General features: G+C 70.9%; 24 protein-coding genes and 1 tRNA gene. 13 read left to right on the forward strand and 12 right to left on the reverse strand.

Annotated elements, in window-relative coordinates; genetic code table 11:
- Nucleotides 1-173 precede the first annotated feature (173 nt).
- The 4 genes from D1369_RS23620 to D1369_RS23635 all read left to right on the forward strand — a co-directional run bounded on the left by D1369_RS23620 (nucleotide 174) and on the right by D1369_RS23635 (nucleotide 4,462).
- Nucleotides 174-935, forward strand: coding sequence for a DeoR/GlpR family DNA-binding transcription regulator (locus tag D1369_RS23620; RefSeq protein WP_007382684.1), 762 nt, complete (start codon nucleotides 174-176; stop codon nucleotides 933-935).
- Nucleotides 932-1,879, forward strand: coding sequence for a 1-phosphofructokinase (gene pfkB, locus D1369_RS23625; RefSeq protein WP_007382683.1), 948 nt, complete (start codon nucleotides 932-934; stop codon nucleotides 1,877-1,879). Before D1369_RS23620 ends, pfkB begins: the two co-directional genes overlap by 4 nt.
- Before the next feature lie 178 nt (nucleotides 1,880-2,057).
- Complete coding sequence (locus D1369_RS23630; RefSeq protein ID WP_118082595.1) at nucleotides 2,058-4,109, forward strand: fructose-specific PTS transporter subunit EIIC; 2,052 nt, start codon at nucleotides 2,058-2,060, stop codon at nucleotides 4,107-4,109.
- 98 nt (nucleotides 4,110-4,207) lie between these two features.
- Nucleotides 4,208-4,462 (forward strand): hypothetical protein, encoded by a 255-nt coding sequence (locus tag D1369_RS23635; protein ID WP_007382681.1) that lies wholly within the window; start codon nucleotides 4,208-4,210, stop codon nucleotides 4,460-4,462.
- Between the two features lie 18 nt (nucleotides 4,463-4,480).
- Here D1369_RS23635 and D1369_RS23640 read toward each other — a convergent pair whose 3' ends face one another.
- The 5 genes from D1369_RS23640 to D1369_RS23660 all read right to left on the reverse strand — a co-directional run bounded on the left by D1369_RS23640 (nucleotide 4,481) and on the right by D1369_RS23660 (nucleotide 10,338).
- Nucleotides 4,481-5,227: a DUF6227 family protein gene (locus tag D1369_RS23640; RefSeq protein WP_118082596.1), complete on the reverse strand. Its 747-nt coding sequence runs from the start codon at nucleotides 5,225-5,227 to the stop codon at nucleotides 4,481-4,483.
- A gap of 177 nt (nucleotides 5,228-5,404) precedes the next feature.
- Nucleotides 5,405-6,628 (reverse strand): Ig-like domain-containing protein, encoded by a 1,224-nt coding sequence (locus D1369_RS23645; protein WP_007382679.1) that lies wholly within the window; start codon nucleotides 6,626-6,628, stop codon nucleotides 5,405-5,407.
- A 348-nt stretch (nucleotides 6,629-6,976) separates the two neighbouring features.
- Nucleotides 6,977-7,785, reverse strand: a protein-coding gene (locus tag D1369_RS23650) for an IS5 family transposase (RefSeq protein ID WP_106433498.1) whose coding sequence is annotated in 2 segments (ribosomal slippage) — nucleotides 6,977-7,435 and nucleotides 7,438-7,785 — 807 coding nt in all. Because the reading frame shifts where the segments join, the coding sequence is not laid out codon by codon here.
- A 224-nt stretch (nucleotides 7,786-8,009) separates the two neighbouring features.
- Nucleotides 8,010-9,035: a P1 family peptidase gene (locus D1369_RS23655; RefSeq protein WP_037900437.1), complete on the reverse strand. Its 1,026-nt coding sequence runs from the start codon at nucleotides 9,033-9,035 to the stop codon at nucleotides 8,010-8,012.
- Between the two features lie 85 nt (nucleotides 9,036-9,120).
- Nucleotides 9,121-10,338, reverse strand: coding sequence for a low temperature requirement protein A (locus D1369_RS23660; protein WP_037900434.1), 1,218 nt, complete (start codon nucleotides 10,336-10,338; stop codon nucleotides 9,121-9,123).
- A 137-nt stretch (nucleotides 10,339-10,475) separates the two neighbouring features.
- Here D1369_RS23660 and D1369_RS23665 point away from each other — a divergent pair, with 137 nt between their 5' ends.
- Entirely contained in the window at nucleotides 10,476-10,658 is a 183-nt protein-coding gene (locus tag D1369_RS23665; RefSeq protein WP_007382674.1) for a hypothetical protein, read from the forward strand.
- Nucleotides 10,659-10,686: 28 nt separating this feature from the next.
- On the opposite strand, the gene mscL is transcribed toward D1369_RS23665, so the two are convergent.
- The 6 genes from mscL to D1369_RS23695 form a co-directional block, all read right to left on the reverse strand.
- Nucleotides 10,687-11,154: a large conductance mechanosensitive channel protein MscL gene (gene mscL / locus D1369_RS23670; protein WP_007382673.1), complete on the reverse strand. Its 468-nt coding sequence runs from the start codon at nucleotides 11,152-11,154 to the stop codon at nucleotides 10,687-10,689.
- A 138-nt stretch (nucleotides 11,155-11,292) separates the two neighbouring features.
- Nucleotides 11,293-11,826: a hypothetical protein gene (locus tag D1369_RS23675; protein WP_007382672.1), complete on the reverse strand. Its 534-nt coding sequence runs from the start codon at nucleotides 11,824-11,826 to the stop codon at nucleotides 11,293-11,295.
- 186 nt (nucleotides 11,827-12,012) lie between these two features.
- On the reverse strand, nucleotides 12,013-12,846 hold the full coding sequence (locus tag D1369_RS23680) for an S-methyl-5'-thioadenosine phosphorylase (RefSeq protein ID WP_007382671.1): 834 nt from the start codon (nucleotides 12,844-12,846) through the stop codon (nucleotides 12,013-12,015).
- 98 nt (nucleotides 12,847-12,944) lie between these two features.
- Nucleotides 12,945-13,265: an FmdB family zinc ribbon protein gene (locus D1369_RS23685; RefSeq protein WP_007382670.1), complete on the reverse strand. Its 321-nt coding sequence runs from the start codon at nucleotides 13,263-13,265 to the stop codon at nucleotides 12,945-12,947.
- A 67-nt stretch (nucleotides 13,266-13,332) separates the two neighbouring features.
- Nucleotides 13,333-14,601, reverse strand: coding sequence for an MFS transporter (locus tag D1369_RS23690; protein ID WP_007382669.1), 1,269 nt, complete (start codon nucleotides 14,599-14,601; stop codon nucleotides 13,333-13,335).
- Between the two features lie 206 nt (nucleotides 14,602-14,807).
- Complete coding sequence (locus tag D1369_RS23695; protein ID WP_037903400.1) at nucleotides 14,808-16,343, reverse strand: potassium/proton antiporter; 1,536 nt, start codon at nucleotides 16,341-16,343, stop codon at nucleotides 14,808-14,810.
- A 268-nt stretch (nucleotides 16,344-16,611) separates the two neighbouring features.
- Between D1369_RS23695 and D1369_RS23700 the strand changes: the two genes are divergently transcribed.
- Nucleotides 16,612-19,446, forward strand: a complete 2,835-nt coding sequence (locus D1369_RS23700; RefSeq protein ID WP_007382667.1) for a penicillin acylase family protein — start codon at nucleotides 16,612-16,614, stop codon at nucleotides 19,444-19,446.
- 43 nt (nucleotides 19,447-19,489) lie between these two features.
- Here the strand turns inward: D1369_RS23700 and D1369_RS23705 are convergent, their stop codons facing one another.
- Nucleotides 19,490-20,113: a 5-formyltetrahydrofolate cyclo-ligase gene (locus D1369_RS23705; protein WP_118082597.1), complete on the reverse strand. Its 624-nt coding sequence runs from the start codon at nucleotides 20,111-20,113 to the stop codon at nucleotides 19,490-19,492.
- 91 nt (nucleotides 20,114-20,204) lie between these two features.
- On the opposite strand from D1369_RS23705, the gene galU reads away from it, so the two are divergent.
- From galU to D1369_RS23740, 7 genes are all read left to right on the forward strand, one after another.
- On the forward strand, nucleotides 20,205-21,107 hold the full coding sequence (galU, locus tag D1369_RS23710) for a UTP--glucose-1-phosphate uridylyltransferase GalU (protein ID WP_007382665.1): 903 nt from the start codon (nucleotides 20,205-20,207) through the stop codon (nucleotides 21,105-21,107).
- Between the two features lie 4 nt (nucleotides 21,108-21,111).
- A complete protein-coding gene (gene glp / locus D1369_RS23715; RefSeq protein WP_118082598.1) occupies nucleotides 21,112-22,434 on the forward strand; it encodes a gephyrin-like molybdotransferase Glp in 1,323 nt (440 codons plus the stop codon).
- Between the two features lie 62 nt (nucleotides 22,435-22,496).
- Nucleotides 22,497-22,976 (forward strand): cyclic pyranopterin monophosphate synthase MoaC, encoded by a 480-nt coding sequence (gene moaC / locus D1369_RS23720; protein ID WP_007382662.1) that lies wholly within the window; start codon nucleotides 22,497-22,499, stop codon nucleotides 22,974-22,976.
- Nucleotides 22,973-23,479, forward strand: a complete 507-nt coding sequence (locus tag D1369_RS23725; RefSeq protein WP_007382661.1) for a MogA/MoaB family molybdenum cofactor biosynthesis protein — start codon at nucleotides 22,973-22,975, stop codon at nucleotides 23,477-23,479. Before moaC ends, D1369_RS23725 begins: the two co-directional genes overlap by 4 nt.
- Nucleotides 23,476-24,114 carry a GNAT family protein gene (locus D1369_RS23730; RefSeq protein WP_007382660.1) on the forward strand — a complete coding sequence of 213 codons (639 nt, stop codon included), beginning with the start codon at nucleotides 23,476-23,478 and terminating at the stop codon, nucleotides 24,112-24,114. Before D1369_RS23725 ends, D1369_RS23730 begins: the two co-directional genes overlap by 4 nt.
- Before the next feature lie 205 nt (nucleotides 24,115-24,319).
- Complete coding sequence (gene glpR, locus D1369_RS23735) at nucleotides 24,320-25,582, forward strand: gephyrin-like molybdotransferase receptor GlpR (protein WP_007382659.1); 1,263 nt, start codon at nucleotides 24,320-24,322, stop codon at nucleotides 25,580-25,582.
- Nucleotides 25,583-25,671: 89 nt separating this feature from the next.
- A tRNA-Ala gene (locus D1369_RS23740) sits at nucleotides 25,672-25,745 on the forward strand.
- The last annotated feature ends 60 nt before the right edge of the window (nucleotides 25,746-25,805 follow it).

Here is a 25,805-nt window from a genome sequence, read left to right on the forward strand (position 1 = left end):
ACGGGGTGAAGGGCCCGGTACCCGCTGGGGTACCGGGCCCTTTTCCGTACTCACCCCCCCCGGGAAGTCCGTTCATGCCCGGATGGGGTCCGAAACTGTTTACTTTCTGGAAATCCGGGCGTAGCCTCCCCACTGAAACCACACGTTCGGGCATCAGTCGGAGGTGAGCGGACATGTACGCACCGGAGCGACAGCAGGAGATCCTCCGGCTCGCCCGCGACGGCGGGCGGGTGGACGTCGTCTCGCTGGCCGAGGAGTTCCAGGTCACCGCCGAGACCATCCGGCGCGACCTGAAGGCCCTCGACCGCGCGGGACTGCTGCGCCGGGTGCACGGCGGGGCCATCCCGGCCGGACGTCTCGACTTCGAGCCGGACCTCGCCGAGCGCGAGACGACCGCGGCCGACGAGAAGGACCACATCGCCAAGGCGGCCCTCGCCGAACTGCCGACCGAGGGCACCCTGATCCTCGACGCCGGCACGACCGTGGCCCGCCTCGCCGCCGCCGTCCCGCTGGAGGCCTCGCTCACCGTCGTCACGCACAGCCTGCCGATCGCGGCCCGCCTCGCGGACCACCCCGGCATCCAGCTCCACCTCGTCGGAGGGCGGGTACGGCACCGTACGCGCGCCGCCGTCGACGCCTGGGCGCTGCGGGCGTACGGCGAGATCCGGGCCGACGTCCTCTTCGTGGCGGCCAACGGCTTCTCCGCCGAGCACGGCCTCACCACCCCCGACCTCGCCGAGGCCGCGGTCAAGCGCGCGGCGATCGCCGCCGCCCGCCGCGTGGTGCTGCTCGCCGACTCCGCCAAGCACGGCCAGGAGCACTTCGCCCGCTTCGGTGACCTGAGCGATGTGGACCTGCTGATCACCGACAGCGGGCTGAGCCCCGAAGACACCGTCGCCATCGAGCGTGGCGGCACGGAAGTAGTGCGCGCATGATCCTCACCGTCACCCCGAACCCGTCCCTGGACCGTACGTACGAGGTCCCGTCCCTGGAGCGCGGCGAGGTCATCCGCGCCACCGGTGAACGCATGGACCCCGGCGGCAAGGGCGTCAACGTCTCGCGGGCCGTCACGGCCGCCGGACAGCGCACGGTCGCGGTCCTGCCCCTGGGTGGGGCGCCGGGGGCCCTCGTCGCCGACCTGCTCGACGCGCAGGGCATCGAGGTCGCCCCGGTCCCGGTCGCCGGGGCGACCCGGTCGAACATCGCGCTCGCCGAGTCGGACGGGGTGCTCACGAAGATCAACGCGCCGGGCCCCGAACTGTCGGCCGCCGAGCAGGAGTTGCTGCTGGAGACGGTCCGCACGCAGTCGCGTGACGCCGCGTGGATCGCGTGCTGCGGAAGCCTGCCCCGGGGCCTCGCGCCCTCCTGGTACGCCGAGGTCGTCGCGCGGGCGCACGCCGGTGGTGCGCGGATCGCGCTGGACACCTCGGGGCCCGCGCTCCTGGCGGCACTGCGCGAACGGCCCGACGTGGTGAAGCCCAACGCCGAGGAGCTCGCGGAGGCCGTCGGGCGCCCCCTGTCCACGGTGGGCGACGCGGTGAAGGCGGCCGAGGAACTGCGGGAGATGGGTGCGCGGGCGGTCCTCGCGAGCCTGGGTGCCGACGGACAGCTGCTCGTGGACGGCTCGGGCGCCTGGTTCGCCAGCGCGCGCGTGGCGGCCGTACGCAGCAATGTCGGCGCCGGCGACTCGTCGCTGGCCGGCTTCCTGATCGCCGGCGGCAGCGGCCCCGAGGCGCTCGCCTCCGCGGTCGCGCACGGCGCGGCGGCCGTCCAGCTGCCCGGCAGCGTCATGCCGACGCCGGACGACCTGGACCCGGCCGCGGTGACGGTCACGGCCGAGGTGCCGGTGGACCGGGTGCTGAAGGAGCCGGTGTCATGACCGGCCCGGTCAAGGTGGCGTCCGGTACGACGGACCTGCGTGCTGTCGGTACGGCCGGGTCGGCGCTGTTACTCCCCGCCCGCACCCCCCTCCCCCCGAACCCCCACCGCACCATCCCCGTCCCCACCCCTCCCGCCCATCCCACCCCCCGGGCGATACGCGTGCGAAGGAGCCCGCGATGAGCGACATGATCACCGCGGACCTGGTCGATCTCGACCTGTCCGCCGACACCAAGGAAGCGGCGGCCCGTGCCCTCGCCGAGCGCATGGTCGCCCTGGGCCGGGTGACCGACCTGGAGGGCTTCCTCGCCGACGTGGCCGCCCGCGAGGCCCAGATGCCGACCGGCCTCGACGGCGGCATCGGCATCCCGCACTGCCGCAGCGAGCACGTCACCGAGCCGACGCTCGCCTTCGGACGCAGCTCCGCCGGGATCGACTTCGGCGCGCCGGACGGACCCGCCGACCTGATCTTCCTGATCGCCGCACCGGCCGGCGCGGACGACGCCCACCTGACGATCCTGTCCTCCCTCGCGCGGCAGCTGATGAACGCCGAGTTCACGGAAGCGCTGCGGTCGGCCGGGGACGCGGCGGGCGCGGCGGCACTGATCCGCGGCGACGAGGCACCGGCGGCCGCCGAGGCCACGCCGGGTGCCACCGAAGACTCCGTTGCGGCATCGGCGGCGGCCTCCGCCGATGCCGCAACGGCCACTCCCCACGTTCCCGAGGCCCCCTTCCGGATCGTCGCCGTCACCTCCTGCCCGACCGGTATCGCCCACACCTACATGGCGGCCGAGTCGCTGGAGAACGCCGGCCGCGAGGCGGGCGTCGAACTCGTCGTCGAGACCCAGGGCTCGGCCGGATTCGAGCGGCTGGACCCGGCGGCCATCGCGGCGGCGGACGGCGTGATCTTCGCCCACGACGTCCCCGTACGCGACAAGGACCGCTTCGCCGGCAAGCCCACCGTCGACGTCGGTGTGAAGGCGGGCATCAACCGCGCCGCCGAACTCATCACCGAGGTCCGCGGGAAGGCGGAGCGCGGCGAGGTGACGGCGGGCGCCGGCGCGGGTGCGGGGACGCCGGTCGAGCGGGCCGGCGAGTCCGGCGACAGCTACGGCACCAAGCTCCGCAAGTGGCTGATGACCGGCGTGAGTTACATGGTCCCGTTCGTCGCAGCGGGCGGCCTGCTGCTCGCCCTCGGGTTCGCCGTCGGCGGCTGGCAGATCGCGAGCGCGCCCTCGGTCATGAAGCACTTCTCCTGGACCGAGATCGACAGCTGGGGCGCCCTGCTGTTCCAGATCGGCCAGGTCGCCTTCGGCTTCCTCATCCCGGTGCTCGCCGGATACATCGCCTACGGCATGGCGGACCGCCCCGGTCTCGTCCCCGGCTTCGTCGGCGGAATGATCGCCTCCAACATCGCCGCGGGCTTCCTCGGCGGTCTGGTCGCCGGTCTGCTGGCGGGTGCCGTGGTCCTCTCGATCCAGCGGATCAAGATCCCGCCGGTGCTGCGGGGCATCATGCCGGTGGTCGTGATCCCGCTGATCTCCTCGCTGATCGTCGGCTTCCTGATGTTCGTCGTGATCGGCAAGCCCATCGCCGAGGCCCAGAAGGGCATGACGGACTGGCTGAGCGGCCTCTCCGGCACCAACGCGATCCTGCTCGGCGTCCTCCTCGGCCTGATGATGTGCTTCGACCTCGGCGGCCCCGTCAACAAGGTCGCGTACGCCTTCGCCACCGCCGGAATCGCCGTGCAGGACCCGAGCGACTCCGCGATGAAGGTCATGGCCGCCGTGATGGCCGCGGGCATGGTCCCGCCGCTGGGCATGGCTCTGGCCACCACCGTCCGCAAGAAGCTCTTCACCGAGACCGAGCGCGAGAACGGCAAGGCCGCCTGGGTTCTGGGCGCGTCCTTCATCTCCGAGGGCGCTATCCCGTTCGCGGCGGCCGACCCGCTGCGGGTCATCCCGGCCTCGATGGCGGGCGGCGCGGTCACCGGCGCTCTGTCGATGGCCTTCGGCGCCACCCTGCGCGCCCCGCACGGCGGCATCTTCGTGGTCCCGCTGATCGGCAGCCCGTTCCTCTACCTGATCGCCATCGCGGCAGGCGTGTGTGTCACGACCGCACTGGTGGTCGTCCTGAAGAGCATGCGCAAGCCGGCACCGGGAACGACGGCCACCGCGGCCCCGGATGCCGCCGCTCCGGCGGCCGAGCACAAGCAGCCGATAGCCGCCTGACGCTGCCCCTTTGGGGCGGCTGTGAGCTGTTCACGGCAACTGCGAGATACGTCACGGTCCGGGACCAAAGTCCCGGACCGTGGTGTCTACTGGAACGCATGCCTGAGCACGTCTCCGTCTACCAGTTGCTTGGTGTCACGCTTCTCGTCCTGGTGGCCTTCGCCTGGACGGCGGGGTTGGCCTACCTGCTGCGGCACGGCCGCCACGAGGCCGTCGCGTGGCGCGTCGACCACGGCCTGCCCGCCTTTCCCCGCCAGCGCCAGGCCGCTCCCGGCCACGAGTCCGTCCAGCTGACCCCGGCCGAGGAGGACGCGTTCGCGGGTCTGGTACGACAGCTCGGCGGCCGTCGCTGAGCGGAACCGCCGGCCCGCTCAGGAGACCCGAGCAGCGCGCCGCTCCATGGCGTCGCGGGCCGCGTCCTCGGTGACGTACACCTCGCACATGTGCCGCCCGTCGGGCGTCGCCGTGTGCTCTACCTCCCACAGGGAGATCTCCGCCCCGTCGCGCAGCAGGAACGCGTGCTCGTAGAGCGAGAAGCCCAGCCCGGCGCGCCCCGCCCGGCACGGGCGCCCGAACGCCTGCGTGATCCGGTGCGCGAACGCCTCCGCCAGCAGCGCGGCCGTCTTCGGGCCGGGCCGGTCCGTGTTCTCCGCGCGGCGCAGCAGCCGGCGCGCGTGGTCCGCCGAGTCGTCCGGGACGTAGGCGTGCCGTGGCAGGTGCACGGGCGAGAGCTGCACCGTCACCGGCAGCTCGAAGTCCGGGGTGTCCGGCGGCAACGGCAGCCGCGCGGTCGCCGCACGCAGCTCCTCCTCGTCGACGTACACCTCGTGCTGCGGGACGCTGTCCCGCCCGGTGTTGTGGACGAGCTCCCACAGAGTCAGCGCCGAGCCGTCGGCGAGCAGCCAGGTGTGCCGGTACGTCTCCCGGTGCAGCCCCGCGCTGTGGTGCGCGGAGTGCAGCGAACTGTCGTACGCCAGCGCGCAGTCCAGTCTGCGGATCGTCTCGTCGGGCAGCTCGAAGGAGTTCAGGGCACGGCCGAGGAGCCGCGCGAGGTGCTCCTCCGGAGACTCGGGCGACTCGGGTGGTTCGTACGCTGCCGTCTCGTACGGAACGCTCAAGGTTTCTCCCGGCGTTGCTGCATGTCACCTTGTGGGTGCATACCGTAGCCCCTCGGTCGGACATCATGTCCGGGAACCGAGAAAACGTACGCCCGGAAAACGTCCGGGCCGCGCAGGATGTTCCCGCGCGTCCCGACGAACCGTCAAAACCCCCCGGTCAGAGGCTGCTTGGAGCGATCAGGAGGTACCGGCGGCACTCCCCGCGACCCACTCGTTCCATGACATGTTCCAACCGTTCAGCCCGTTGTCGGGGGCCACCGTCTTGTCCGGGGAGTTCTTCACGATCACCACGTCCCCGACCAGCGAGTTGTCGTAGAACCACTTGGCCGGGGTGTTCGCCTGCCCGCCCTTGACGTCCCGCAGTCCGACGCATCCGTGACTGGTGCCGGTGCGTCCGAAGGGCGGATTCCCCTGGTTGTACCAGTAGTTGCCGTGGATGAAGGTCCCCGACTGCGTCAGCCGCATCGCGTCCGGGACATCAGGAATGTCGTACGCGTTGGCCAGCGCGACCGTCCGGCTGTCCATGCGGATCTTCTTGTACTTCTCGGAGATCACCATCTGCCCGTTGTAGGTGGTGAACTCGGGGCTGCCCGTCGAGATCGGCACCGACTTCACGGTCCGCCCGTCCCGCACGACCTTCATGGTCTGGGTGTCGGCGTCCACGGTGGACACCTGCGAGCGCCCGACCGTGAAGCTGACGGTCCTCTCCTGCACGCCGGTGACGCCGTCGGCGGCCTTGACCCCGTCCAGGTCGATCTTCATCGTGACCTTGGAGCCGGCCTTCCAGTACTCCTCGGGCCGGAAGTCGAGCCGCTGCGCCCCGAACCAGTGCCCCACCACCTGCTGCCCGCTGCTGGAGCTGACGGTGATGTGCGACTGCACGGCCTTCTTGTCGCTGATCGCCTTGTCGAAGCTGAACGACACCGGCATCCCCACACCGACCGTCGTCCCGTTGTCCGGCGTGTACGTCCCGATGAAGCTGTTCGCCTTCGAGACGGTCGTGAACACCGACTTCGCGGTCACGGCCTTGCCGTCCGAGTCCTTGGCCGTCGCGGCTATCTCGTACTTCGTCCCCCGCTCCAACTGCTCCTCGGGCTTCCAGCTCCCGCCGCCCGCGGCCAACGCCCCCGGCACCTCCTGCCCCGTGCCCGCCACGGTCATCTTCACGCCGGTCAGCGTGCCGTCGCTGACCTTCACGCCGGTCCTGTTGATCGACGCACCCGTCGAACCGTTCTTGGCGGAGATGGCGATCTCCGCCGCGGACGTCTTCGCGGGGTCCTTGCCGCCCTTGCCTTCACTCTTGTCGGAGTCGCCTCCGCACGCGGTGAGGGTGAGGGCACCGACCATCAGGACGGCACAGGCCCCCAGTGCGCGCCGCGCTGCTATGTCCGGCGATGTCACTGGCTGCTCCAGATTCATGCGATATGCGTGGCCCGCTCCACCCGGTGAAGAAAGAGGGACCCGGTCCCTGCCCGGGTTCCCTGACAGCGAGACGAATGCGCTTGAGTTGGGGCGTGGCGCCTACGAGGGTGCCGGGTTCGGTTGTGGGGCGGCTGCGGGCCGGTGGGGGCTGGTCGCGCAGTTCCCCGCGCCCCTGGGTGGGTGCAGTCGCCGACGCCACGATGGACCGTTTGCCGGACCGCGCGCCACGGTGGGCCGTTGGCCGCGTACGGCGGGAAGGGGACGGGGTGGGGGGTGTCCGCCCGCAGCGGCCGGCGTCCGTTACAGGGCACCGTTTAAGAGGTCATTTCAGTTGGTGAGTCGGCGGTGACATATGAGTGTCGCGGCGATGGCGGTGAAGGCGAGGAAGTGTTCAGGCTTGCGCTCGTAGCGGCGGTGCAGGCGTCGGCAGCCGGACAGCCAGGACACGGTCCGCTCCACGACCCAGCGGTGCCGGCCCAGGCGTTGGGATGACTCGATGCCTTTACGGGCCAGGCGGTGCCGGATGCCACGGGACGCCAGCCATCGTCGCAGGTGGCGGTAGTCGTAGCCCTTGTCCCCGTGCAGCTTGCCGGGCCGTCGGCGGCGGGGACCGCGACGTGAACGGATCGGCGGGATGCCGCGGACCAGCGGTATCAGTGCCTGGCTGTCGTGGAGGTTCGCCGCGGAGATGCCGATCGACAGAGGCAGACCACGGCGGTCCACGATCAGGTGGATTTTCGAACCCTTCTTGCCGCGGTCGGTCGGATTCGGTCCCGTCAGCTGCCCCCTTTGAGGGCCCGGACGCTGACGGAGTCGATCGCGCACCGCGACCAGTCCAGTCCGCCGCGGGAACCAAGTTCGTCCAGGACCAGCCGGTGGAGCTTGGCCCACACCCTGGCCTCGGTCCACTCGGTGAACCGGCGAAAGGCGGTCACGCCCGACAGGCCGAAGCCCGGCGGCAGTTGGTTCCAGGTGCAGCCCGAGGTGGCCACGAAGATGATCGCGGCCAGCACTTCACGGTCCCCTCGCCGCCGATGCCCTCCACCCTGCGGGCGTTCCGGGGCCGGCGGGACCACCCGCTGGAACAACTCCCACAGGTCCTCCGGCGCCAACCGTTCGACAAGCGCAGCAGTCATCACCTCAGACTGCCGCAAGATCACACCAACTGAAATGACGTCTAAGCAGCAGCAACCGCCGGACCGAGGACGGATACCCCCCACCCCGGCCCCGACCCACCCACCAAACCCGAAGCGCTACACACGCCCCCACCGAAGCCGCAGCTGCGCCGCAGGCATCCAGGGGCGCGGGGAACTGCGCAACAACGCCCGCCCCCACCAACCCGCACAGGCCGCCGCGGGCATCACTCCCCGTACAACTCCCTATACGCCGGCCACACCCCACCCACCCCCTCCACCGACTCCGCCGCCCACACCGCCCGCACGATCGCCCGGGTCACCACATCCGCCCCCGCCGCGAGCACGGAGTTGAGCGCGAGCGGATCCCCGGCGTCGAGCGCCCGCACCCCCGTGGCCAGGGCGAACACCGTGTCGCCGTCATGCAACAGGTGCACCGGCCGCACGGCACGCGCGATGCCGTCGTGCGCGGTGCCCGCGACCTTCTGGGCCTGGGCCTTCGACAGTTCCGCGTCCGTGGCCACCACAGCGAGCGTGGTGTTCAGCGGCGGCGCCGCGTTACTCGCCGCGGTCTCGGCGAGCCGCCGGCACGCGGCCTCATGCACCCGCTGCTCCGGATACCGCACCCGCCCCTGGAACAACTCCCCGTACAGAACCCCCGTCTCCGGATCAACCACCGCCCCCGCCGCGTTGGCCACCACCAACGCCGCCACGGTGATCCCCGAGGGAAGAACGACACTCGCCGTCCCCACCCCGCCCTTCATCGCCCCGACCGCGGCGCCCGTCCCCGCCCCCACGCACCCCTGCGCCACCTCCGCACCGAAGGCACTCGCCGCGGCGGCCTCGACGGCGGACCGCCCGGTCGCCGCGTCCGGCCGGGCCCGGAAGTCGCCACCCCGACCGAGATCGAAGACGCAGGCGGCAGGCACGACCGGCACGACATGCGAGGGATCCGGCCCGACCCGCACCCCGCGCCCCTGCTCCTCCAGCCAGGCCATCACCCCGGAGGCCGCGTCCAACCCGTACGCGCTGCCCCCGGTCAGCACGATCCCCTCGACCTTCTGCACCAGGTTGCGCGGATCGAGCGCGTCGGTCTCCTTGGTGCCGGGACCTCCGCCGCGCACGTCCACCGCGGCGACGGCCCCGCCCTCCGGGGCGAGCACGACGGTGGTACCGGTGAGCCAACCGCCGCCGGTGCGCGTCGCATGCCCCACGCGCACCCCGGCCACATCCGTCAGAGCGTCAACTGTCATGGGACCAGTTTCGTCCAACCACCACCCCGCCCACCGAGGCCACGTGACCACACGGTCACACGGTCGCACGGCACGCGGCGCACGATCACCCCGCCCGAACCGACCCCCCACGCTCCCGCGCCACCCGCGCCACCCGCGCCACCGTCCGCGCGGTCAGCGTCGTCCCCGTCACCACGGCCAGCGCCGCCACGATGCCCGCCGCGAGCACCGCCCAGTCGCCCAGGAAGGTGCAGCAGATCACCAGCAACGCCGTGACCGGCAGCACCAGTTGCTGGGCGATGCCCACCTTGAAGTACCGCGAGTGCAGGAGCCAGACCGTGAGCAGGTAGAGCGAGGTCGGCAGGGTCACCGCGGCCGACGCGGCCAGGGTCGAGATGTGCGCCTTGCCGACGGCCTGCTCCACGGCCACCTCCAGGCCTGCCCCGATCGCGGCGGCCGGGGCGAACACCAGATAGTGGCCGTAACCCCACAGGAACGCCTGCTTGTTGGAGCGCAGATGGCCGTGGATGGGAACCACGAAGTAGATCCACCAGGCGGCGAAGATGATGAGCAGTCCGCCCGCGGCGATCGGCAGCAGCTCGCCCAGCGCGTCGTGCTCGTCGATGCCGGTCTTCACGGCGACCGTCGCGGCGGCGATGGTCTCGCCGAGCACGATGATCGTGAACAGCCCGTACCGCTCCGCGATGTGGTGCGGATGCCACGAGGTCGGATGGTCCCTCTCGGCGAAGGGCGGCACGCACATCTCCAGCACCGCCATCACCAGGAAGACCCAGGCCCGCCCGCCCTCGGGCAGCACCAGCAGCCCCAGCCAGCCGACCTGGCACAGCAGCACGCCGAACACGTACCGCAGGGCCATCGTCCGCTCCGCGCCCTGCGTCGAGCGCGCCACCCGCAGCCACTGCGCGATCAGCGCCAGCCGCATGATCACATAGCCCAGCCACACGGCCAGGAACTCGTGGTCCTCGAACGCCCGGGACACCCCGGCCGCCAGCACCAGGACACCGGCGATCTGGATCAGGGTGACGACCCGGTAGAGCGCGTCGTCGTTGTCGTACGCCGAGGCGAACCATGTGAAGTTCATCCACGCCCACCAGATGGCGAAGAAGAGCATCGCGTAGTTGAGGATCCCCTCGCCGGCGTGCCCCTCGGCGACCGCGTGCACCAGGCCCACGCCCGCCTGGGCGATGGCCACGACGAAGCACAGGTCGAAGAAGAGCTCCAGCGGCGAGGCGACCCTGTGGGCCTCGTCCCTGCCGCGGGCGGTGAGTCTGCGCAGTGGACTGCGCGTCGTACTGGACGTCATGGGGCCAAGCACAGCAGAAACCGTTCGGAAACGCTTGCGGTCCGGTCACCGGCGACGGCGGGCCGGGAAGCCGGGCCGGGACCGGGGTGGGTGGCCGCTCCCACGGTGGGCGCCCGGCCGGGCCGTACCCTGGGTGCATGAGTAGCGCCCCCCGCCCCGAGCCCCGCGAGCCGAAGCCCGCGCTGGTCTTCGACGATCCGCTGGACCAGCAGTCCTCGGACGACACCGACCGCGGCTGGGGCGACCGGCCGCGCTCCGAAAGCGACAGCGCGGCCGACCTGAAGCGCTTCCTCGACGAGAAGCCGCCCCACCACCTCTGAGCGAGGCGCACGGCCGTGATCGATACAGCTAGCGCCCGTCGTGGCCCGAGCCCCGCTGGGCGATCAGGGCGTCGCGGATCTCCTTGAGGACCTCCAGCTCGGTCACCTCCATGACCTCCTGCGTGCCCTCCTTCGCCTTCCGGCGGGCCTCCATCCGGGCCAGGTACTTGGACATCGGCAGGACCATCAGGAAGTAGACGACAGTCGCGGTGATCACGAAGGTGAGCGTGGCGCCGAGGACCGAGCCCCAGAGGATCCGGACGCCCGTCGCGTTGTCGCCGACACCGGTGCACGGGCCCTTGATGCACGAGTTGTAGGTGTCCAGGTTCTTGGTGCCGATCGTCCCCACCAACGGGTTGATGATCCCCTTCACCACCGAGTTGACGATGTTGGTGAAGGCGGCGCCGATGACCACCGCGACTGCCAGATCGACGACGTTCCCGCGCATCAGGAAGGCCTTGAAGCCCTCCCAGACGCTCGGCTTCTTCTCGCTCACCCAGAGGCCTCTTCTCGCACGAACAGCTTGTGGAACAAACAGCTCCGCAACCTACGTCAACGCGAGGTGACCCTGTCCAATGGGGTAGCTCGAAAGGGGGCCTTGACAGAGTTCCCCGCAACACAGGGGCAGCACGGTTCAACACAACGTCACCGCCAGCCGGGCCGTCGCGCTCGCGCCCGCGAGGCGTGCCGCCGTCGACCGCGGCACCGAGAGCACGACGAGCGCCCCGCCCTCGGTCGCCCCGTCCACGGGCTCCGGCACCTTCGTCACCCGGGCCCCGCGCGCCACCACCCGGGCGTCACCGCCCAGCGCCGACTCCTCGGCGGCGATGACGTCGACCCGGTCCCCGGGCCGCAGCAGCCGGACCGTCGCGGCGTCGGCGATCCGTACCGGCGCGGACACCGTCCGCACGGCCCGGTGCTCGCGCACGGACTCCGTCGCCGGATGCCCCCGCGCCCCGTCGTCGCCCCCCGGGCCCGCCGCCACCAGCGCGGCCGCGGTGACGGCCAGCCCGAGGGCCACGGCACGCCTCCGGTGCCGTACGAACCGACGCAGCTGATGGCCGCCGCGCACCCGCACCGGGGCGAAGTGCGGGACCTCGCAGGTCGGGGGAGCGTCGGTGCCGGGCGGGCACGGAACGAGGGGAGAGGGGGACGGAGCGAAGGACATGAGGACCACCACCGGCGACGAGACATCGGCTTGCGCTGCCAACGATGAGGCTTCGCGCCGCATCCCGCCGAGGCCGGTGGACTACCGCCCGGTTGTGGAAAACTCCCTCACCCGAACGGGAACGTCCGCCCAGAACATCCGTCGAGAACGTCCGCCCAGAACGTCCGTCGCGAACGTCCCTCCCCGCTACGGCAGTTCGAACCCCGGATCCATCCCGCCCAGCGCGTTCACGCACAGACAGTCCCGCTCCCCGTCCGAAGGCAGTGCCGCCACCGCGTCGAACAGGACACCCCGCAGCCGGTCCACGTTCGCCGCGAACACCCGCAGCACCTCGTCGTGCGAGACGCCCTCACCGGTCTCGGCACCCGCGTCGAGGTCGGTGACCAGGGTCAACGACGTGTAGCAGAGCTCCAGTTCACGGGCCAGGGCCGCCTCGGGGTGGCCGGTCATGCCCACCACCGACCAGCCCTGCGCCTGGTGCCACACCGACTCGGCGCGGGTCGAGAAGCGCGGCCCCTCGACCACGACCAGCGTGCCGCCGTCCACCGCCTCCCAGTCCCGTCCGCGGGCCGCCTTCAGCGCGGCCGCCCGCCCGACCGGGCAGTACGGGTCGGCCAGGGACACGTGCACCACGTTCGGCACGGTGCCGTCCGGCAGCGGCAGCCCGTCGAAGTACGTCCCCGCCCGCGACTTCGTGCGGTCGACCAGCTGGTCCGGCACGAGCAGCGTGCCCGGGCCGTACTCGGGACGCAGACCGCCCACCGCACACGGCCCGAGGACCTGCCGCGCCCCCACCGACCTGAGCGCCCACAGATTGGCCCGGTAGTTGATCCGGTGGGGCGGCAGATGATGGCCGCGTCCGTGCCGGGGCAGGAACGCGACCCGCCGGCCGGCCACCTCGCCGAGGAAGAGGGAGTCGCTGGGCGGGCCGTAGGGGGTGTCCACCTGGACCTCGGTCACGTCCTCGAGGAACGAGTAGAAGCCCGACCCGCCGATTACGCCGATCTCTGCGTTCGCCATGCCCAGCACAGTATCCGGCCCTGAAAACCCCCGGCGACCGGCTCGGGGAACGCCGAGAACCCCGCCGTCCTAGGACGGCGGGGTTCCGGAAGTGAGACCTACGCTGCGGAGCTGCTGCTGGACGAGGACGAGCTGCCCGAGCTTGACGACTTCGTTTCCGAGGAGGACGACTTCGACTCGGACGACGAGGTGGACGTCGACGGCTTCGAGGACGACGACGCCGGCGAGGTGCTCGACGAGGAGCCACGGCTGTCGTTGCGGTAGAAGCCGGAGCCCTTGAAGACGATGCCGACCGCGGAGAACACCTTCTTGAGGCGACCCTGGCAGTTCGGGCACTCGGTCAGAGCGTCGTCGGTGAACTTCTGCACCGCCTCGAGGCCCTCGCCGCACTCGGTGCACTGGTACTGATAGGTGGGCACTGTCTTCCTCCTGGCACTCTCACTCAATGAGTGCTAACGATGGTCCATAGTGACGTATTCCTGAGAATCAGTCCACTGCCACCGGCACTCGGTGACCGACGCCACGCGCGACGGTACGGCCGCGGGGCCGCGTCGCGAGGCGGGAACGCAGCGCCACCAGGGTCACCAGGGCGAGCAGGGTGCCGCCCATCGGCACCAGGAACCCGGCGCCGCCCCAGAATCGGTCCTCCAGCTGCCCGGCGATCGTGACGGCGGCCGCCTGGCCGAGCGCCACCGCTCCGGTCAGCCAGGTGAAGGCCTCGGTGCGGGCGCCGGCCGGGACCAGGTTCTCGACCAGGGTGTAGCCGGTGATCAGGGTGGGCGCGATGCACATGCCGACCAGCAGGCCGAGACCGGCCAGGACGAGCACCGAGTGCGCGGCCCACAGGCCGGAGGCCGTCAGCGCGAGGGCGCCGTAGCCGACGAGCAGGCGTCGCTGGGGGGCCACCTTCCAGGCGATGGCACCGCAGACCAGGCCGGAGAGCATGTTGCCCGCGGCGAAGACGCCGTACAGGACACCGTTCAGGCCGGGCTCGCCGATCGACGCGCTGAAAGCGGCCAGGGAGACCTGCATGCCGCCGAAGACGGAACCGATGCCCAGGAAGGTCACGATCAGGACGCGCACCCCGGGGACGCGCAGCGCCGAGGTGTGCTCCACGCGTGCGTGCCCTTCGGCCGCGGCGACCGTCGGCTGGGTGCTCTTCTGCGCGGCGAACAGCAGACCGCCCAGCAGTGTCAGCGACGCCTCCGTCAGCAGTCCCGCGGCGGGGTGGACGGCGGTGCACAGGGCGGTGGCCAGCAGTGGGCCGAAGACGAAGGTCAGCTCGTCCGTGACGGACTCGAAGGCGGCCGCCGTGGTGATCAGGGGGGAGTCCTGGAGCTTGACGCCCCAGCGGGCGCGCACCATGGGCCCGATCTGCGGCACGGAGGCGCCGGTGGGCACGGCCGCGACGAACAGCGCCCACAAGGGCGCGTGGGTGAGGGCGAGAGCCGTCAGGGACAGGCCCGCCAGAGTGTGCGCCAGGACCCCGGGGATCAGCACGGCGCGCTGCCCGTAGCGGTCCGCGAGACGGCCGCTGTAGGGCGCGAACACCGCCATGGAGACACCGGTGACGGCCGCGACGGCGCCCGCCGCGCCGTACGAGCCGGTGGTGTGCTGCACGAGCAGCACGAGGGAGAGGGTGAGCATCGCGAACGGCTGGCGTGCCGCGAAGCCGGGGAGCAGGAACGTCCAGGCGCCGCGGGTGCGCAGCAGCTGTCCGTATCCCGGGCGGGAGGAGGTGACCGTGGATGCCACGGCCCGTGCCTTTCTGCCGCCTGGTAGCGCGGCCCCTTGGCAAAGGGGGCGCCGAGAGCTGTCCTCTTGCGCGGACTGCGGTAGATGCCGAAGACCACGTCACGAGGGACGTCCCGGCCGCCATACGGTCGCGCCAGCTCTGCGTCAGGCAGAGTTGGTTCGATCAGGAGTGCGCCCCCATCGTACAGGGGGCGCGAAACACGCTGTTAACGAGCGCTGTCGGTGCCGCCCGTGCCGAGCCAGTCGGCCAGCTTGCCGCCGTGGCCCACCGCGCGCAGGCGCCGTTCGGCGGCGTCGCGCACCGGGTCGGTGGCGACGACGAGCAGTTCGTCCCCACGCCGCAGCACGGTCGTGGGCAGCGGAACGAACGATTTTGCATCGCGCACGACCAGGGTGACCGCGGCCCCGGCCGGCAGCCGCAGCTCGTTGACCTCGACGCCGTGCATCCGGGACCCCTCGGGGATCGCGACGGACAGCAGGTGCCCGCGCAGCCGCTCCAGGGGCGCCGACTCGATGCCGAGGTCGGCGGCCTCGGAGTCCCCGCCCAGGCTCAGCTTGCGCGCCAGCCAGGGCAGCGTCGGGCCCTGCACGAGGGTGTAGACGACGACCAGGACGAAGACGATGTTGAAGACGCGACGGCTGCCCTCGACGCCGCTCACCATCGGGATCGTCGCCAGGATGATGGGAACGGCGCCGCGCAGCCCGGCCCAGGACATGAGCGTCTGCTCCTGCCACGGCACCCGGAACGGCGTCAGGCACAGGAAGACGCTCAGCGGCCGCGCCACCATGGTCAGCACCAGCCCTATGACGAGCCCGGGCAGGACGTCGTCGCCCAGCTCGTGCGGGGTGACCAGCAGGCCGAGCAGGACGAACATGCCGATCTGGGCGATCCAGCCGAGTCCGTCGGCGAAACCGCGGGTGGCGGGCCAGTGCGGCAGCTTGGCGTTGCCCATCGCCATGGAGGCGAGATAGACGGCGAGGAACCCACTGCCGTGCGCCAGCGCGCCCGCCGCGTATGCGGTGACGGCGATCGCCATGACCGCGATCGGATAGAGGCCGGAGGCGGGCAGGGCGACGTGCCTGAGACCCCAGGAGCCCAGCCAGCCCACCGCGATGCCGAGGGCGGCGCCGATGGCCAGTTCAAGGGTTATCTCGGCGATCAGCGTGTACCAGTGCTCGACCGGACCGGTCTGGGAGAAGGCGACCACCAGGATGACCACCGGGGCGTCGTTGAAGCCGGACTCGGCCTCCAGCGTGCCCGTCACGCGCGCGGGCAGGGGGATCTTGCGCAGCACCGAGAAGACCGCCGCCGCGTCCGTCGAGGAGACGACCGCGCCGATGATGAGCGCCTGGCGCCATTCCAGCCCGATGAGGTAGTGCGCCGCCGTCGCCGTGACCCCGACGCTCACCGCGACCCCGACCAGCGCCAGCGCGGTGGCGGCCGGCAGGGCCGGCTTGATCTCCTTCCACTTCGTGCCGAGCCCGCCCTCGGCCAGGATCACGACCAGGGCCGCGTACCCGATGACCTGGGTCAGCTCGGCGTTGTCGAAGTGGATGTCGCCGATGCCGTCCTGGCCCATGGCGATGCCGATCCCCAGGTACACGAGCAGGCTGGGGAGCCCGCTGCGCGAGGAGATCCGGACCGCGGCCACGGCGACGAGCAGGACGAGCGAGCAGACGAGCAGGAGCTGGTTGAGATGCTGGACAGTCAGTGGCCGTTCCCTTCCCTGGCTCACTCGCATCACGCGCGCGTGAGTCATGTACATAGGACACGAAGCGGTGAGGCTCCGCATCCAAGTACTTCGTTACCTTACCTAACTCTTGACGATTTCTTGACGCTTCGCGAGGCAAGATCGAACGCTCGTCCGCGTTCGTTCCCCACTCCGCGTCAAGTCCGCCTGGGCCCTGCGCCTATGGTTGCTCCAGCGCGCAGAGCCTGCGTCACATCCCAGGCTCCCCGCCCACAGCACAGCCCGCCCTGCCGCTCGCGTTAGGACAGCAAGGACAGCGATGCCCCCCACCACCACCGCCTCATCGGGTCAGCAGCCCGGCAAGTCCGGCAGGAAGAAGGGGCGCAGAGCCCGCCTGATCGTTCTCGTGCTCGTACTGGCCCTCGTCGGCGCGGTCGCCTACGGCGGGTACTGGTCGGTGAGCACCGTCCGCGCGTCCTTCCCGCAGACCAAGGGCTCGATCGAACTCGAGGGCCTGTCGGGCCCCGTGGACGTCAAACGCGACAGTTACGGCATCCCGCAGATCTACGCCTCCTCCGACGCGGACCTGTTCATGGCGCAGGGCTACGTCCAGGCGCAGGACCGGTTCTACGAGATGGACGTACGCCGGCACATGACCTCCGGGCGTCTGTCGGAGATGTTCGGCAAGGGCCAGGTCGACGACGACGAGTTCCTGCGCACGCTGGGCTGGGACCGGGTGGCGAAGAAGGAGTACGACACCAAGCTGTCGGCCTCCACCAAGAAGTACCTCCAGGCCTACGCCAAGGGAGTCAACGCCTACCTCCAGGGCAAGAGCGGCAAGGCGATCTCCCTGGAGTACGCGGCGCTCGGCTTCAGGAACGACTACAAGCCCGAGAAGTGGACCCCGGTCGACTCGGTGGCGTGGCTGAAGGCGATGGCCTGGGACCTGCGCGGCAACATGCAGGACGAGATCGACCGCGCCCTGATGACCAGCCGCCTCGGCCCGAAGCAGATCGCCGACCTGTACCCGCAGTACCCGTACAGCCGCAACCAGGCGATCGTGCAGGAGGGCCAGTACAACGAGCTGACCCAGACCTTCGAGCAGAACGGCAGCTCGCAGGAGAACGGCCTGTCCGGCACCGGCACCGGCACCTCGACCGGCGGCACCGGCACCTCCACGAGCGGCTCCGGAACGTCCACGGGCGGCACCGCGACGGGCACGTCGGCCTCGACCTCGTCGTCGACCGCCTCGGCCCTGCAGAGCCAGCTCTCGGGCCTCTACAACGTCCTGGACGACGTCCCCACCGCCGTCGGCGTCAACGGCCAGGGCATCGGCTCCAACTCCTGGGTCGTCGACGGCTCGCACACCATCACCGGCAAGCCGCTGCTGGCCAACGACCCGCACCTGTCGGCCTCCCTGCCGTCCGTCTGGTACCAGATGGGCCTGCACTGCCGGACCGTCTCCAGCAAGTGCCAGTACGACGTCTCCGGCTACACCTTCGCGGGCATGCCCGGCGTGGTCATCGGCCACAACGCGAAGATCGCCTGGGGCATGACGAACTCCGGCGTCGACGTCACCGACCTCTACCTGGAGAAGCTCTCCGGCGACGGCTACCTCTACGACGGCAGGACCAAGCCCTTCACCACGCGCGAGGAGACCATCAAGGTCGCCGGCGGCACGTCCAAGAAGATCGTCGTGCGTGAGACGAACAACGGCCCCCTGCTCTCCGACCGCTACGACGAACTCGTCAAGGTCGGAAAGAAGGCCACCGTCGACAACGCGGCCCCTGACCGCGGCGACGGCTACGGCGTCGCCCTGCGCTGGACCGCGCTCGACCCCGGCACCTCCATGGACGCCGTGTTCGCGATGGACAGGGCGTCGAACTGGAGCGAGTTCCGCGCGGCGGCGGCCCTGTTCGACGTGCCCTCGCAGAATCTCGTCTACGCCGACTCCGAGAACATCGGCTACACGCTGCCCGGCCGCATCCCGATCCGCGCCAAGGGCCACACCGGCGCCATCCCGGCCCCGGGCTGGGACCCCAAGTACGCCTGGACCGGCAAGTACATCAAGCAGGACGAACTGCCCTACGAGTACAACCCGGAGCGCGGCTACATCGTCACCGCCAACCAGGCCGTGGTCGACAAGGACAAGTACCCCTACACGCTCACCACGGACTGGGGCTACGGCACCCGCAGCCAGCGCATCACCGACCTGATCGAGCAGAAGATCAAGGGCGGCGGCAAGATCTCCACCGACGACATGCGCCAGATGCAGCTCGACAACAGCAGCGAGATCGCCAAGCTGCTGGTGCCCAAGCTGCTGAAGATCGACGTCGAGGACAAGGACGTCCGGCAGGCGCAGGAGCTCCTGGAGGGCTGGGACTACACCCAGGACGCCGACTCGGCCGCGGCCGCCTACTTCAACGCCGTGTGGCGCAACATCCTCAAGCTCGCCTTCGGCAACAAGCTGCCCAAGGAGCTGCGGGTCAAGGGCCAGTGCCTGTGGGTGGACCCGGTCAACACCGTCGGGCCGGCCGACGAGGCGGACAAGGTCCGCGAGTGCGGTCAGCGCGACGCCGACCAGGCGCAGCCCGACGGCGGTGACCGCTGGTTCGAGGTCGTGCGCAAGCTCATGGACGACGAGAACAGCGACTGGTGGAAGACCCCCAAGGGCGTCGGTGACCGCCCCGCGGCCACCAACCGCGACGAGCTGTTCAAGCGCGCCATGATCGACGCCCGGTGGGAACTGACCGCCAAGCTCGGCAAGGACATCGACACCTGGAGCTGGGGCCGGCTGCACCGCCTGTTCCTGAAGAACCAGACGCTGGGCATCGAGGGCCCCGGCTTCCTCCAGTACATGCTCAACCGCGGCCCCTGGAAGCTCAGCGGCGGCGAGGCGACGGTCAACGCGACCGGCTGGAACGCCGCGGGCGGCTACGGCGTCGTCTGGGTGCCGTCGATGCGCATGGTGGTCAACCTCGGCGACCTCGACAAGTCGAAGTGGATCAACCTCACCGGCGCCTCCGGGCACGCCTACAGCGCGCACTACACCGACCAGACCGGCAAGTGGGTCAAGGGTGAGCTGCTGGACTGGTCCTTCTCGGACGAGGCCGTCGACAAGAACACGACCGACAGCCTGGTGCTGAAGCCGTAGGCCGAAGAAGGGCCCCTCCACGCGTGCGTGGAGGGGCCCTTTCTCATTCCGGGTCCTGGAAGCGGCGCACGCCCGACGGCGTCACCACCGCGTGCACCGGGCGGTCGTGTGTCTCCTCCGGGACCTGCGCGACGACCTCGGAGTCGTACAGGAGCACCACCAGCGCCGGCCGTGCGCCCGCGCGCTCCAGGCGCGCGAGCACCCGGTCGTACGACCCCCCGCCGCGCCCCAGCCGCATCCCGCGCCCGTCCACCGCGAGGCCGGGCAGCAGCACCACGTCGGCGCCGGTCACGGCGTCCGGGCCCAGACGCTCGCCGGAGGGTTCGAAGAGGGTCATCTTCCCGCCGTGCTGGACGCGCGCGAGAGAGCCCTCGCCGGTGTAGGCGCCCCAGTCCAGGTCGTTGTCCGGCAGCAGCGCCGGGAGCAGGACCCGCACGCCCCGCTCGCGCAGCGCGTCCAGGAGCGCGAGCGTGCCGGGCTCGCTCCCCACGGAGACGTACGCCGCCACCGTGCGCGCACGCGCCAGCTCGGGCAGTCCAAGGGCCCGGCCGGCCAGCGCGGACGCCGCTTCCCGCACGTCATCGGCCGTCAACCTGTTCCTCACCGCCAGGTACGCTCGACGCAACGTTCGCTTGTCAGGCTTGGTGGGACGTCCGACATGACTCAAAGTCTGCACCCGTACCTTTCAATACGCTCATATAAGAGCTTATTAACCGGATCCCCAGATTCCAGGCAAAGGCACCGGATAAGGTGCGGACATGACTCAGTCGCACCCTCGGATCAGCAAGGCTGTCATTCCGGCAGCAGGGCTCGGCACCCGCTTCCTGCCGGCCACCAAGGCCACTCCCAAGGAGATGCTGCCGGTGGTCGACAAGCCGGCGATCCAGTACGTGGTCGAGGAGGCCGTCTCGGCGGGTCTCGACGACGTCCTCATGATCACGGGACGCAACAAGCGCCCCCTGGAGGACCACTTCGACCGCAACTACGAGCTCGAGTCCGCCCTCCAGAAGAAGGGCGACGCCGGTCGCCTCGCCAAGGTCCAGGAGTCCAGTGACCTCGCCACCATGCACTACGTGCGGCAGGGCGACCCCCGCGGCCTCGGCCACGCGGTCCTGTGCGCGGCCCCCCACGTGGGCCACGAGCCCTTCGCCGTCCTCCTCGGCGACGACCTGATCGACGCCCGCGACCCCCTGCTCAAGCGGATGATCGAGGTCCAGGAGCAGCACGGCGGCAGCGTCATCGCGCTGATGGAGGTCGCGCCGGAGCAGATCCACCTCTACGGCTGTGCCGTCGTCGAGGAGACCGAGGACAGCGACGTCGTCAGGGTCAGCGGCCTCGTCGAGAAGCCGGACGCCGCCGACGCCCCGTCGAACTACGCGGTCATCGGCCGCTACGTCCTCGACCCGCGCATCTTCGACGTACTCCGCAAGACCGAGCCCGGCCGGGGCAACGAGATCCAGCTCACCGACGCCCTCCAGCAGCTCGCACAGGACGAGAAGGTCGGCGGCCCGGTGCACGGCGTCGTCTTCAAGGGCCGCCGCTATGACACCGGAGACCGCGGCGACTATCTGCGTGCCATTGTCAGACTCGCGTGCGAACGTGAAGACCTGGGCCCGGACTTCCGGACCTGGCTTCGCAGTTACGTAGCCGAGGAGATGTAGGCATTTGAGCAGCGCCGCGCCCCGCCCCGCCGACCAGGACCACCTCTGGTCGGTGGACGAACACCTGGAGGACATCCTCGCGACCGTCCGCCCCCTCGAACCCATCGAGCTGCAACTGCTCGACGCCCAGGGCTGCGTCCTGGTCGAGGACGTCACGGTCCCGGTGTCCCTGCCCCCGTTCGACAACAGCTCCATGGACGGGTACGCGGTACGGGTCGCGGACGTGGCGGGCGCGAGCGAGGAGTTCCCAGCTGTCCTCGACGTCGTCGGGGACGTGGCGGCGGGCCAGGCCGAGCTGCTGCACGTCGGCCCCGGGCAGGCCGCCCGCATCATGACCGGCGCCCCGCTGCCGCCCGGCGCCGAGACCGTCGTCCCCGTCGAATGGACCGACGGTGGCCTCGGCGAGGGCCCGGTCAGCGGGATGCGCGCCCGCAGCCTCGCCCCCGAGGGCGCCGAAGGGCAGGTGCACGTGTACCGGCCCGCCGAGGCACGCGCGCATGTGCGCGCCCAGGGCAGCGACGTCCGGGCCGGCGACCGCGCCCTGGACGCCGGCACCGTCCTCGGCCCGCCGCAGATCGCCCTGCTCGCCGCCATCGGCCGCGGCACCGTACGCGTGCGCCCGCGCCCGCGCGTGGTCGTCATGTCCACCGGCAGCGAACTCGTCCAGCCCGACGAGGGCCTCGGCACCGGCCAGATCTACGACTCCAACAGCTTCGCCCTCACCGCGGCCGCCCGGGATGCCGGGGCCATCGCCTACCGGGTGGGCGCCGTCGCCGACGACGCCGAGACCCTGCGCTCCACCATCGAGGACCAGCTCGTCCGCGCCGACCTCATGGTCACCACGGGCGGCGTGAGCGTCGGGGCGTACGACGTCGTCAAGGAGGCCCTGTCCTCCGTCGCCGACGAGGACGAGCCGGGCAGCGGCGTCGACTTCCGCAAGCTCGCCATGCAGCCCGGCAAGCCCCAGGGCTTCGGCTCCGTCGGCCCCGACCACACCCCGCTCCTCGCCCTGCCGGGCAACCCGGTGTCGTCGTACGTCTCCTTCGAGCTGTTCGTCCGCCCCGCGATCCGCACACTGATGGGCCTCGACGACGTCCACCGGCCGCGGACCAGGGCCACGCTGACCGCGAAGAAGGCGCTGACCTCGCCCAAGGGCCGCCGGCAGTTCCTGCGCGGTACGTACGACGACGGCTGCGTCAGCCCGGTCGGCGGCGCCGGCTCCCACCTGGTGGCCGCCCTCGCGCAGGCGGACGCGCTGATCGTCGTACCGGAGGACGTGGAATCCGTCGAGCCCGGTACCGAGGTCGAAGTGGTCCTGCTCGGCTGAGCACCCCTGGTTGGCGGTACCGTGTCGCGCACAACAGGCCGGACCGGGAGCGCCGCACAACCATGAGTACGCAGGACCGACTGACGCACATCGACGAGGCGGGGGCCGCCCGCATGGTCGATGTCTCCGGCAAGGACGTCACCGCACGCACCGCGCGCGCGAGTGGACGCGTCCTCGTTTCGCCCCGAGTGATCGAGCTGCTGCGCGGCGAGGGTGTCCCCAAGGGCGACGCCCTGGCCACCGCGCGGATCGCGGGCATCATGGGGGCCAAGCGCACCCCCGACCTGATTCCGCTGTGCCACCCGTTGTCGGTGTCCGGTGTGACACTGGACCTGTCGGTCGCGGACGACGCCGTGGAGATTGCGGCCACCGTGAAGACGACGGACCGCACGGGCGTCGAGATGGAAGCCCTCACCGCGGTCTCCGTCGCCGCGCTCACCGTGATCGACATGGTCAAGGCGGTCGACAAGGGAGCGGTCATCACGGACGTACGGGTCGAGGAGAAGACGGGCGGCAAGTCGGGCGACTGGAGCCGGGCATGACGTATCGCGCTCTTGTGGTCACCGCCTCCAACCGGGCCGCCGCCGGGGTCTACGAGGACAGGGGCGGCCCGCTGATCGCCGAGGGCCTCGGCGGTTTCGGCTTCACCGTCGAGGGGCCGCAGGTCGTCCCGGACGGGGACCCGGTCCGCGACGCCCTGCGTGCGGGCGTCGCCGCCGGATACGACGTCGTCGTCACCACCGGCGGCACCGGCATCTCGCCCACCGACCGCACCCCCGAGGCCACCCGCGAGGTGATCGAGTACGAGGTGCCGGGCATCGCGGAGGCCATCCGGGCGTTCGGACGGGACAAGGTGCCGACCGCCGCGCTCTCCCGGGGCCTGGCCGGGGTGGCGGGACACACGCTGATCGTCAACCTGCCGGGTTCCAGTGGCGGGGTGAAGGACGGACTGGCCGTCCTGGAGCCCCTGTTGATCCACGCCGTCGACCAGATCCGCGGCGGCGACCACCAAAGACCCGATGCCGGCAGTGGGGGTGCGAGCTGAACAGCCCGTCCTGGCCCGCCGTACTGGCGGACGGCGATGTCGTCCTGAGGCCGATAAAGATGCGCGACCAGCGGGTCTGGCGCGAGGTGAACCGGCGCAACCGGGACTGGCTGCGCCCCTGGGAGGCGACCATTCCGCCGCCCACCCCGAGCGGCCCGATCGCACACCGGCCGACCTACCGCCAGATGGTCCGGCACCTGAGGTCCGAGGCGAACGCGGGACGGATGCTGCCGTTCGTCATCGAGTACCGGGGCCAGTTGGTCGGGCAGTTGACGGTCGCCGGGATCACCTGGGGCTCGATGTGCTCGGGACACGTCGGCTACTGGGTGGACCAGTCGGTGGCCGGGCGCGGAGTGATGCCGACCGCCGTGGCGCTTGTCGTGGACCACTGTTTCCGCACTGTTGGTCTGCACCGCATCGAGGTCTGCATTCGTCCCGAGAACGTGCCCAGCCGACGCGTCGTGGAGAAACTCGGATTCCGCGAGGAGGGGCTGCGGCCGCGCTATCTCCACATCGACGGGGCCTGGCGGGACCATCTCGTGTTCGCGCTCACCGCGGAAGAGGTGCCCGAAGGGTTGCTCAGGCGCTGGCAGCGGGCACGCTCCCGCAGTACGCCGCACGACAATCCCGCATAGCGGTCCGGCGGACCCCAGGAACACAGAAATTGAATAAGTGTTCGAAAATGATCGGTGCATGACCGTCTCAGGGCATTGAATTCGCGACTGAGGTGGCCTGCTGATCGGATCGATCACAAAAAAAGCTCGAAATATCAGCCAGATCGTGCGACACACCGGCGCAATTGGCAGATGGCCTCACGCAAACCCCTCTACCGTGTGAGGCGTGAGCAGCAGCGGCCTCATCTACGCAGTCATTGTCGGGGCCTGGGCCGCCTACTTGGTGCCGATGTGGCTCCGTAGGCAGGACGAGCTGAACGAGGCCCGTCCGACGGAACGCTTCAGCACCGCCATCCGGTTGCTCTCCGGAAGGGCGGGCATGGAGCGTCGGTACGCCAAGGACCTGCGCGCGCGCTCCACCGACGAGGGGGAGCGCGGCGCCGACGAACCGGATGTCGTCACCGAGTCGGTGGACGTCCGGGCCTTCGCCATGCCTCCGACCCGTCCGCAGACCCAGGCGACGGTCCAGCCGTCGGCTTCCGAACGCCGGGAGGCGGCGCGCGAGCAGGCGCGGGAAGCCGACCGGGAAGCGGGACACGGCGACCCGGCGCGCGAGAAAACGAACGCGCCGGCGCCCGAACACGGCGGCGCCCCGACGCGGAAGCAGACACCCGCGTCCGCCGCCCGGCGCACGGCCGCCGCGGAAGCGGCCGCGGCGCGCGCCCGGCGGACGAAGGTACTCGCGCGCCGACGGCGCACCACGGTGATGCTCTTCCTCGCCTTCACGCTCGGCGCGATCGTCGCCGCCGTCGGAGGACTCGCCTTCCTGTGGGCTCCGGGCGTCCCCGCGGTGATGCTCAGCGCGTACATCGCCCACCTGCGCTCCCAGGAACGCCGCCGTTTCGCCTACCAGATGGACCGGCGCCGGGCCGAGCTCGCCGCCCAGCACCTGCGCGAGCGGGCCCGCCAGCCGCGCCGCCGCGCGTCCGTGAGCACCGGCGTGGACGCCGACGAACCGGACGGGGGACCAGGAGCGGATACCGATCCCGGACTCTCCGCGCTCGCCGCCGACCGGCGCGCCCTCGTCGAGCAGACCGACCACGCCGAGTGGGTCGACCAGCAGCGCGAACGGCAGCGCAGGCCGGGACACGGGGACAGCTGGGACCCGGTCCCGGTACCGCTACCGACGTACGTGACCGCGCCGGTCGCCCCGCGGGCCACCGCGGACGTGGACCTCGGCGCCCCGGACGCGTGGAGTTCGGCCCGGTCCAGTGCCGTGGCCCCCGAGCAGTCCGGCCAGGAGACGGCGCCCGTCGCGGAGGACGGGGGATCGGAGGACCCGTCCGCCGACGAGGAGGACAGGCCCGGGGCGGACGGACGCACCGACGCCCGCCGCGCCGCCTCCGCCCGCCGGGCACGCGAACGCGGCCGCACCCCGCTCTTCGACCAGTACGAGGAAGGCGACCGGCCGCGCGCGGCCAACGAGTGAGCAACGGCGCCGGGATCGCCGCGCCCTGACCAGCCCGGAACGGATTTCCAAGCACCCGGACGGGGATGCTAGAGTTTCACTCGTTGCAAGGGCCTGTGGCGCAGTCCGGTAGCGCACCTCGTTCGCATCGAGGGGGCCAGGGGTTCAAATCCCCTCAGGTCCACGCATCATGAAGACCCGCTCCTGATTCAGGAGCGGGTCTTCTGTCATGTGTACTGCCCTC

Origin of the sequence: Streptomyces sp. CC0208 (genome assembly GCF_003443735.1) — a bacterium.
Lineage (GTDB): Bacteria > Actinomycetota > Actinomycetes > Streptomycetales > Streptomycetaceae > Streptomyces > Streptomyces sviceus.

What these genes read in the sequence shown, in the direction of transcription:
- D1369_RS23620 (WP_007382684.1), top strand. Translation starts at nt 174, where the DNA reads ATGTACGCACCGGAGCGACAGCAGGAGATCCTCCGGCTCGCCCGCGAC.
- pfkB (WP_007382683.1), top strand. Translation starts at nt 932, where the DNA reads ATGATCCTCACCGTCACCCCGAACCCGTCCCTGGACCGTACGTACGAG.
- D1369_RS23630 (WP_118082595.1), top strand. Translation starts at nt 2,058, where the DNA reads ATGAGCGACATGATCACCGCGGACCTGGTCGATCTCGACCTGTCCGCC.
- D1369_RS23635 (WP_007382681.1), top strand. Translation starts at nt 4,208, where the DNA reads ATGCCTGAGCACGTCTCCGTCTACCAGTTGCTTGGTGTCACGCTTCTC.
- D1369_RS23655 (WP_037900437.1), bottom strand. Translation starts at nt 9,035, where the DNA reads ATGACAGTTGACGCTCTGACGGATGTGGCCGGGGTGCGCGTGGGGCAT.
- D1369_RS23660 (WP_037900434.1), bottom strand. Translation starts at nt 10,338, where the DNA reads ATGACGTCCAGTACGACGCGCAGTCCACTGCGCAGACTCACCGCCCGC.
- D1369_RS23665 (WP_007382674.1), top strand. Translation starts at nt 10,476, where the DNA reads ATGAGTAGCGCCCCCCGCCCCGAGCCCCGCGAGCCGAAGCCCGCGCTG.
- D1369_RS23675 (WP_007382672.1), bottom strand. Translation starts at nt 11,826, where the DNA reads ATGTCCTTCGCTCCGTCCCCCTCTCCCCTCGTTCCGTGCCCGCCCGGC.
- D1369_RS23680 (WP_007382671.1), bottom strand. Translation starts at nt 12,846, where the DNA reads ATGGCGAACGCAGAGATCGGCGTAATCGGCGGGTCGGGCTTCTACTCG.
- D1369_RS23695 (WP_037903400.1), bottom strand. Translation starts at nt 16,343, where the DNA reads ATGCGAGTGAGCCAGGGAAGGGAACGGCCACTGACTGTCCAGCATCTC.
- D1369_RS23700 (WP_007382667.1), top strand. Translation starts at nt 16,612, where the DNA reads ATGCCCCCCACCACCACCGCCTCATCGGGTCAGCAGCCCGGCAAGTCC.
- galU (WP_007382665.1), top strand. Translation starts at nt 20,205, where the DNA reads ATGACTCAGTCGCACCCTCGGATCAGCAAGGCTGTCATTCCGGCAGCA.
- moaC (WP_007382662.1), top strand. Translation starts at nt 22,497, where the DNA reads ATGAGTACGCAGGACCGACTGACGCACATCGACGAGGCGGGGGCCGCC.
- D1369_RS23725 (WP_007382661.1), top strand. Translation starts at nt 22,973, where the DNA reads ATGACGTATCGCGCTCTTGTGGTCACCGCCTCCAACCGGGCCGCCGCC.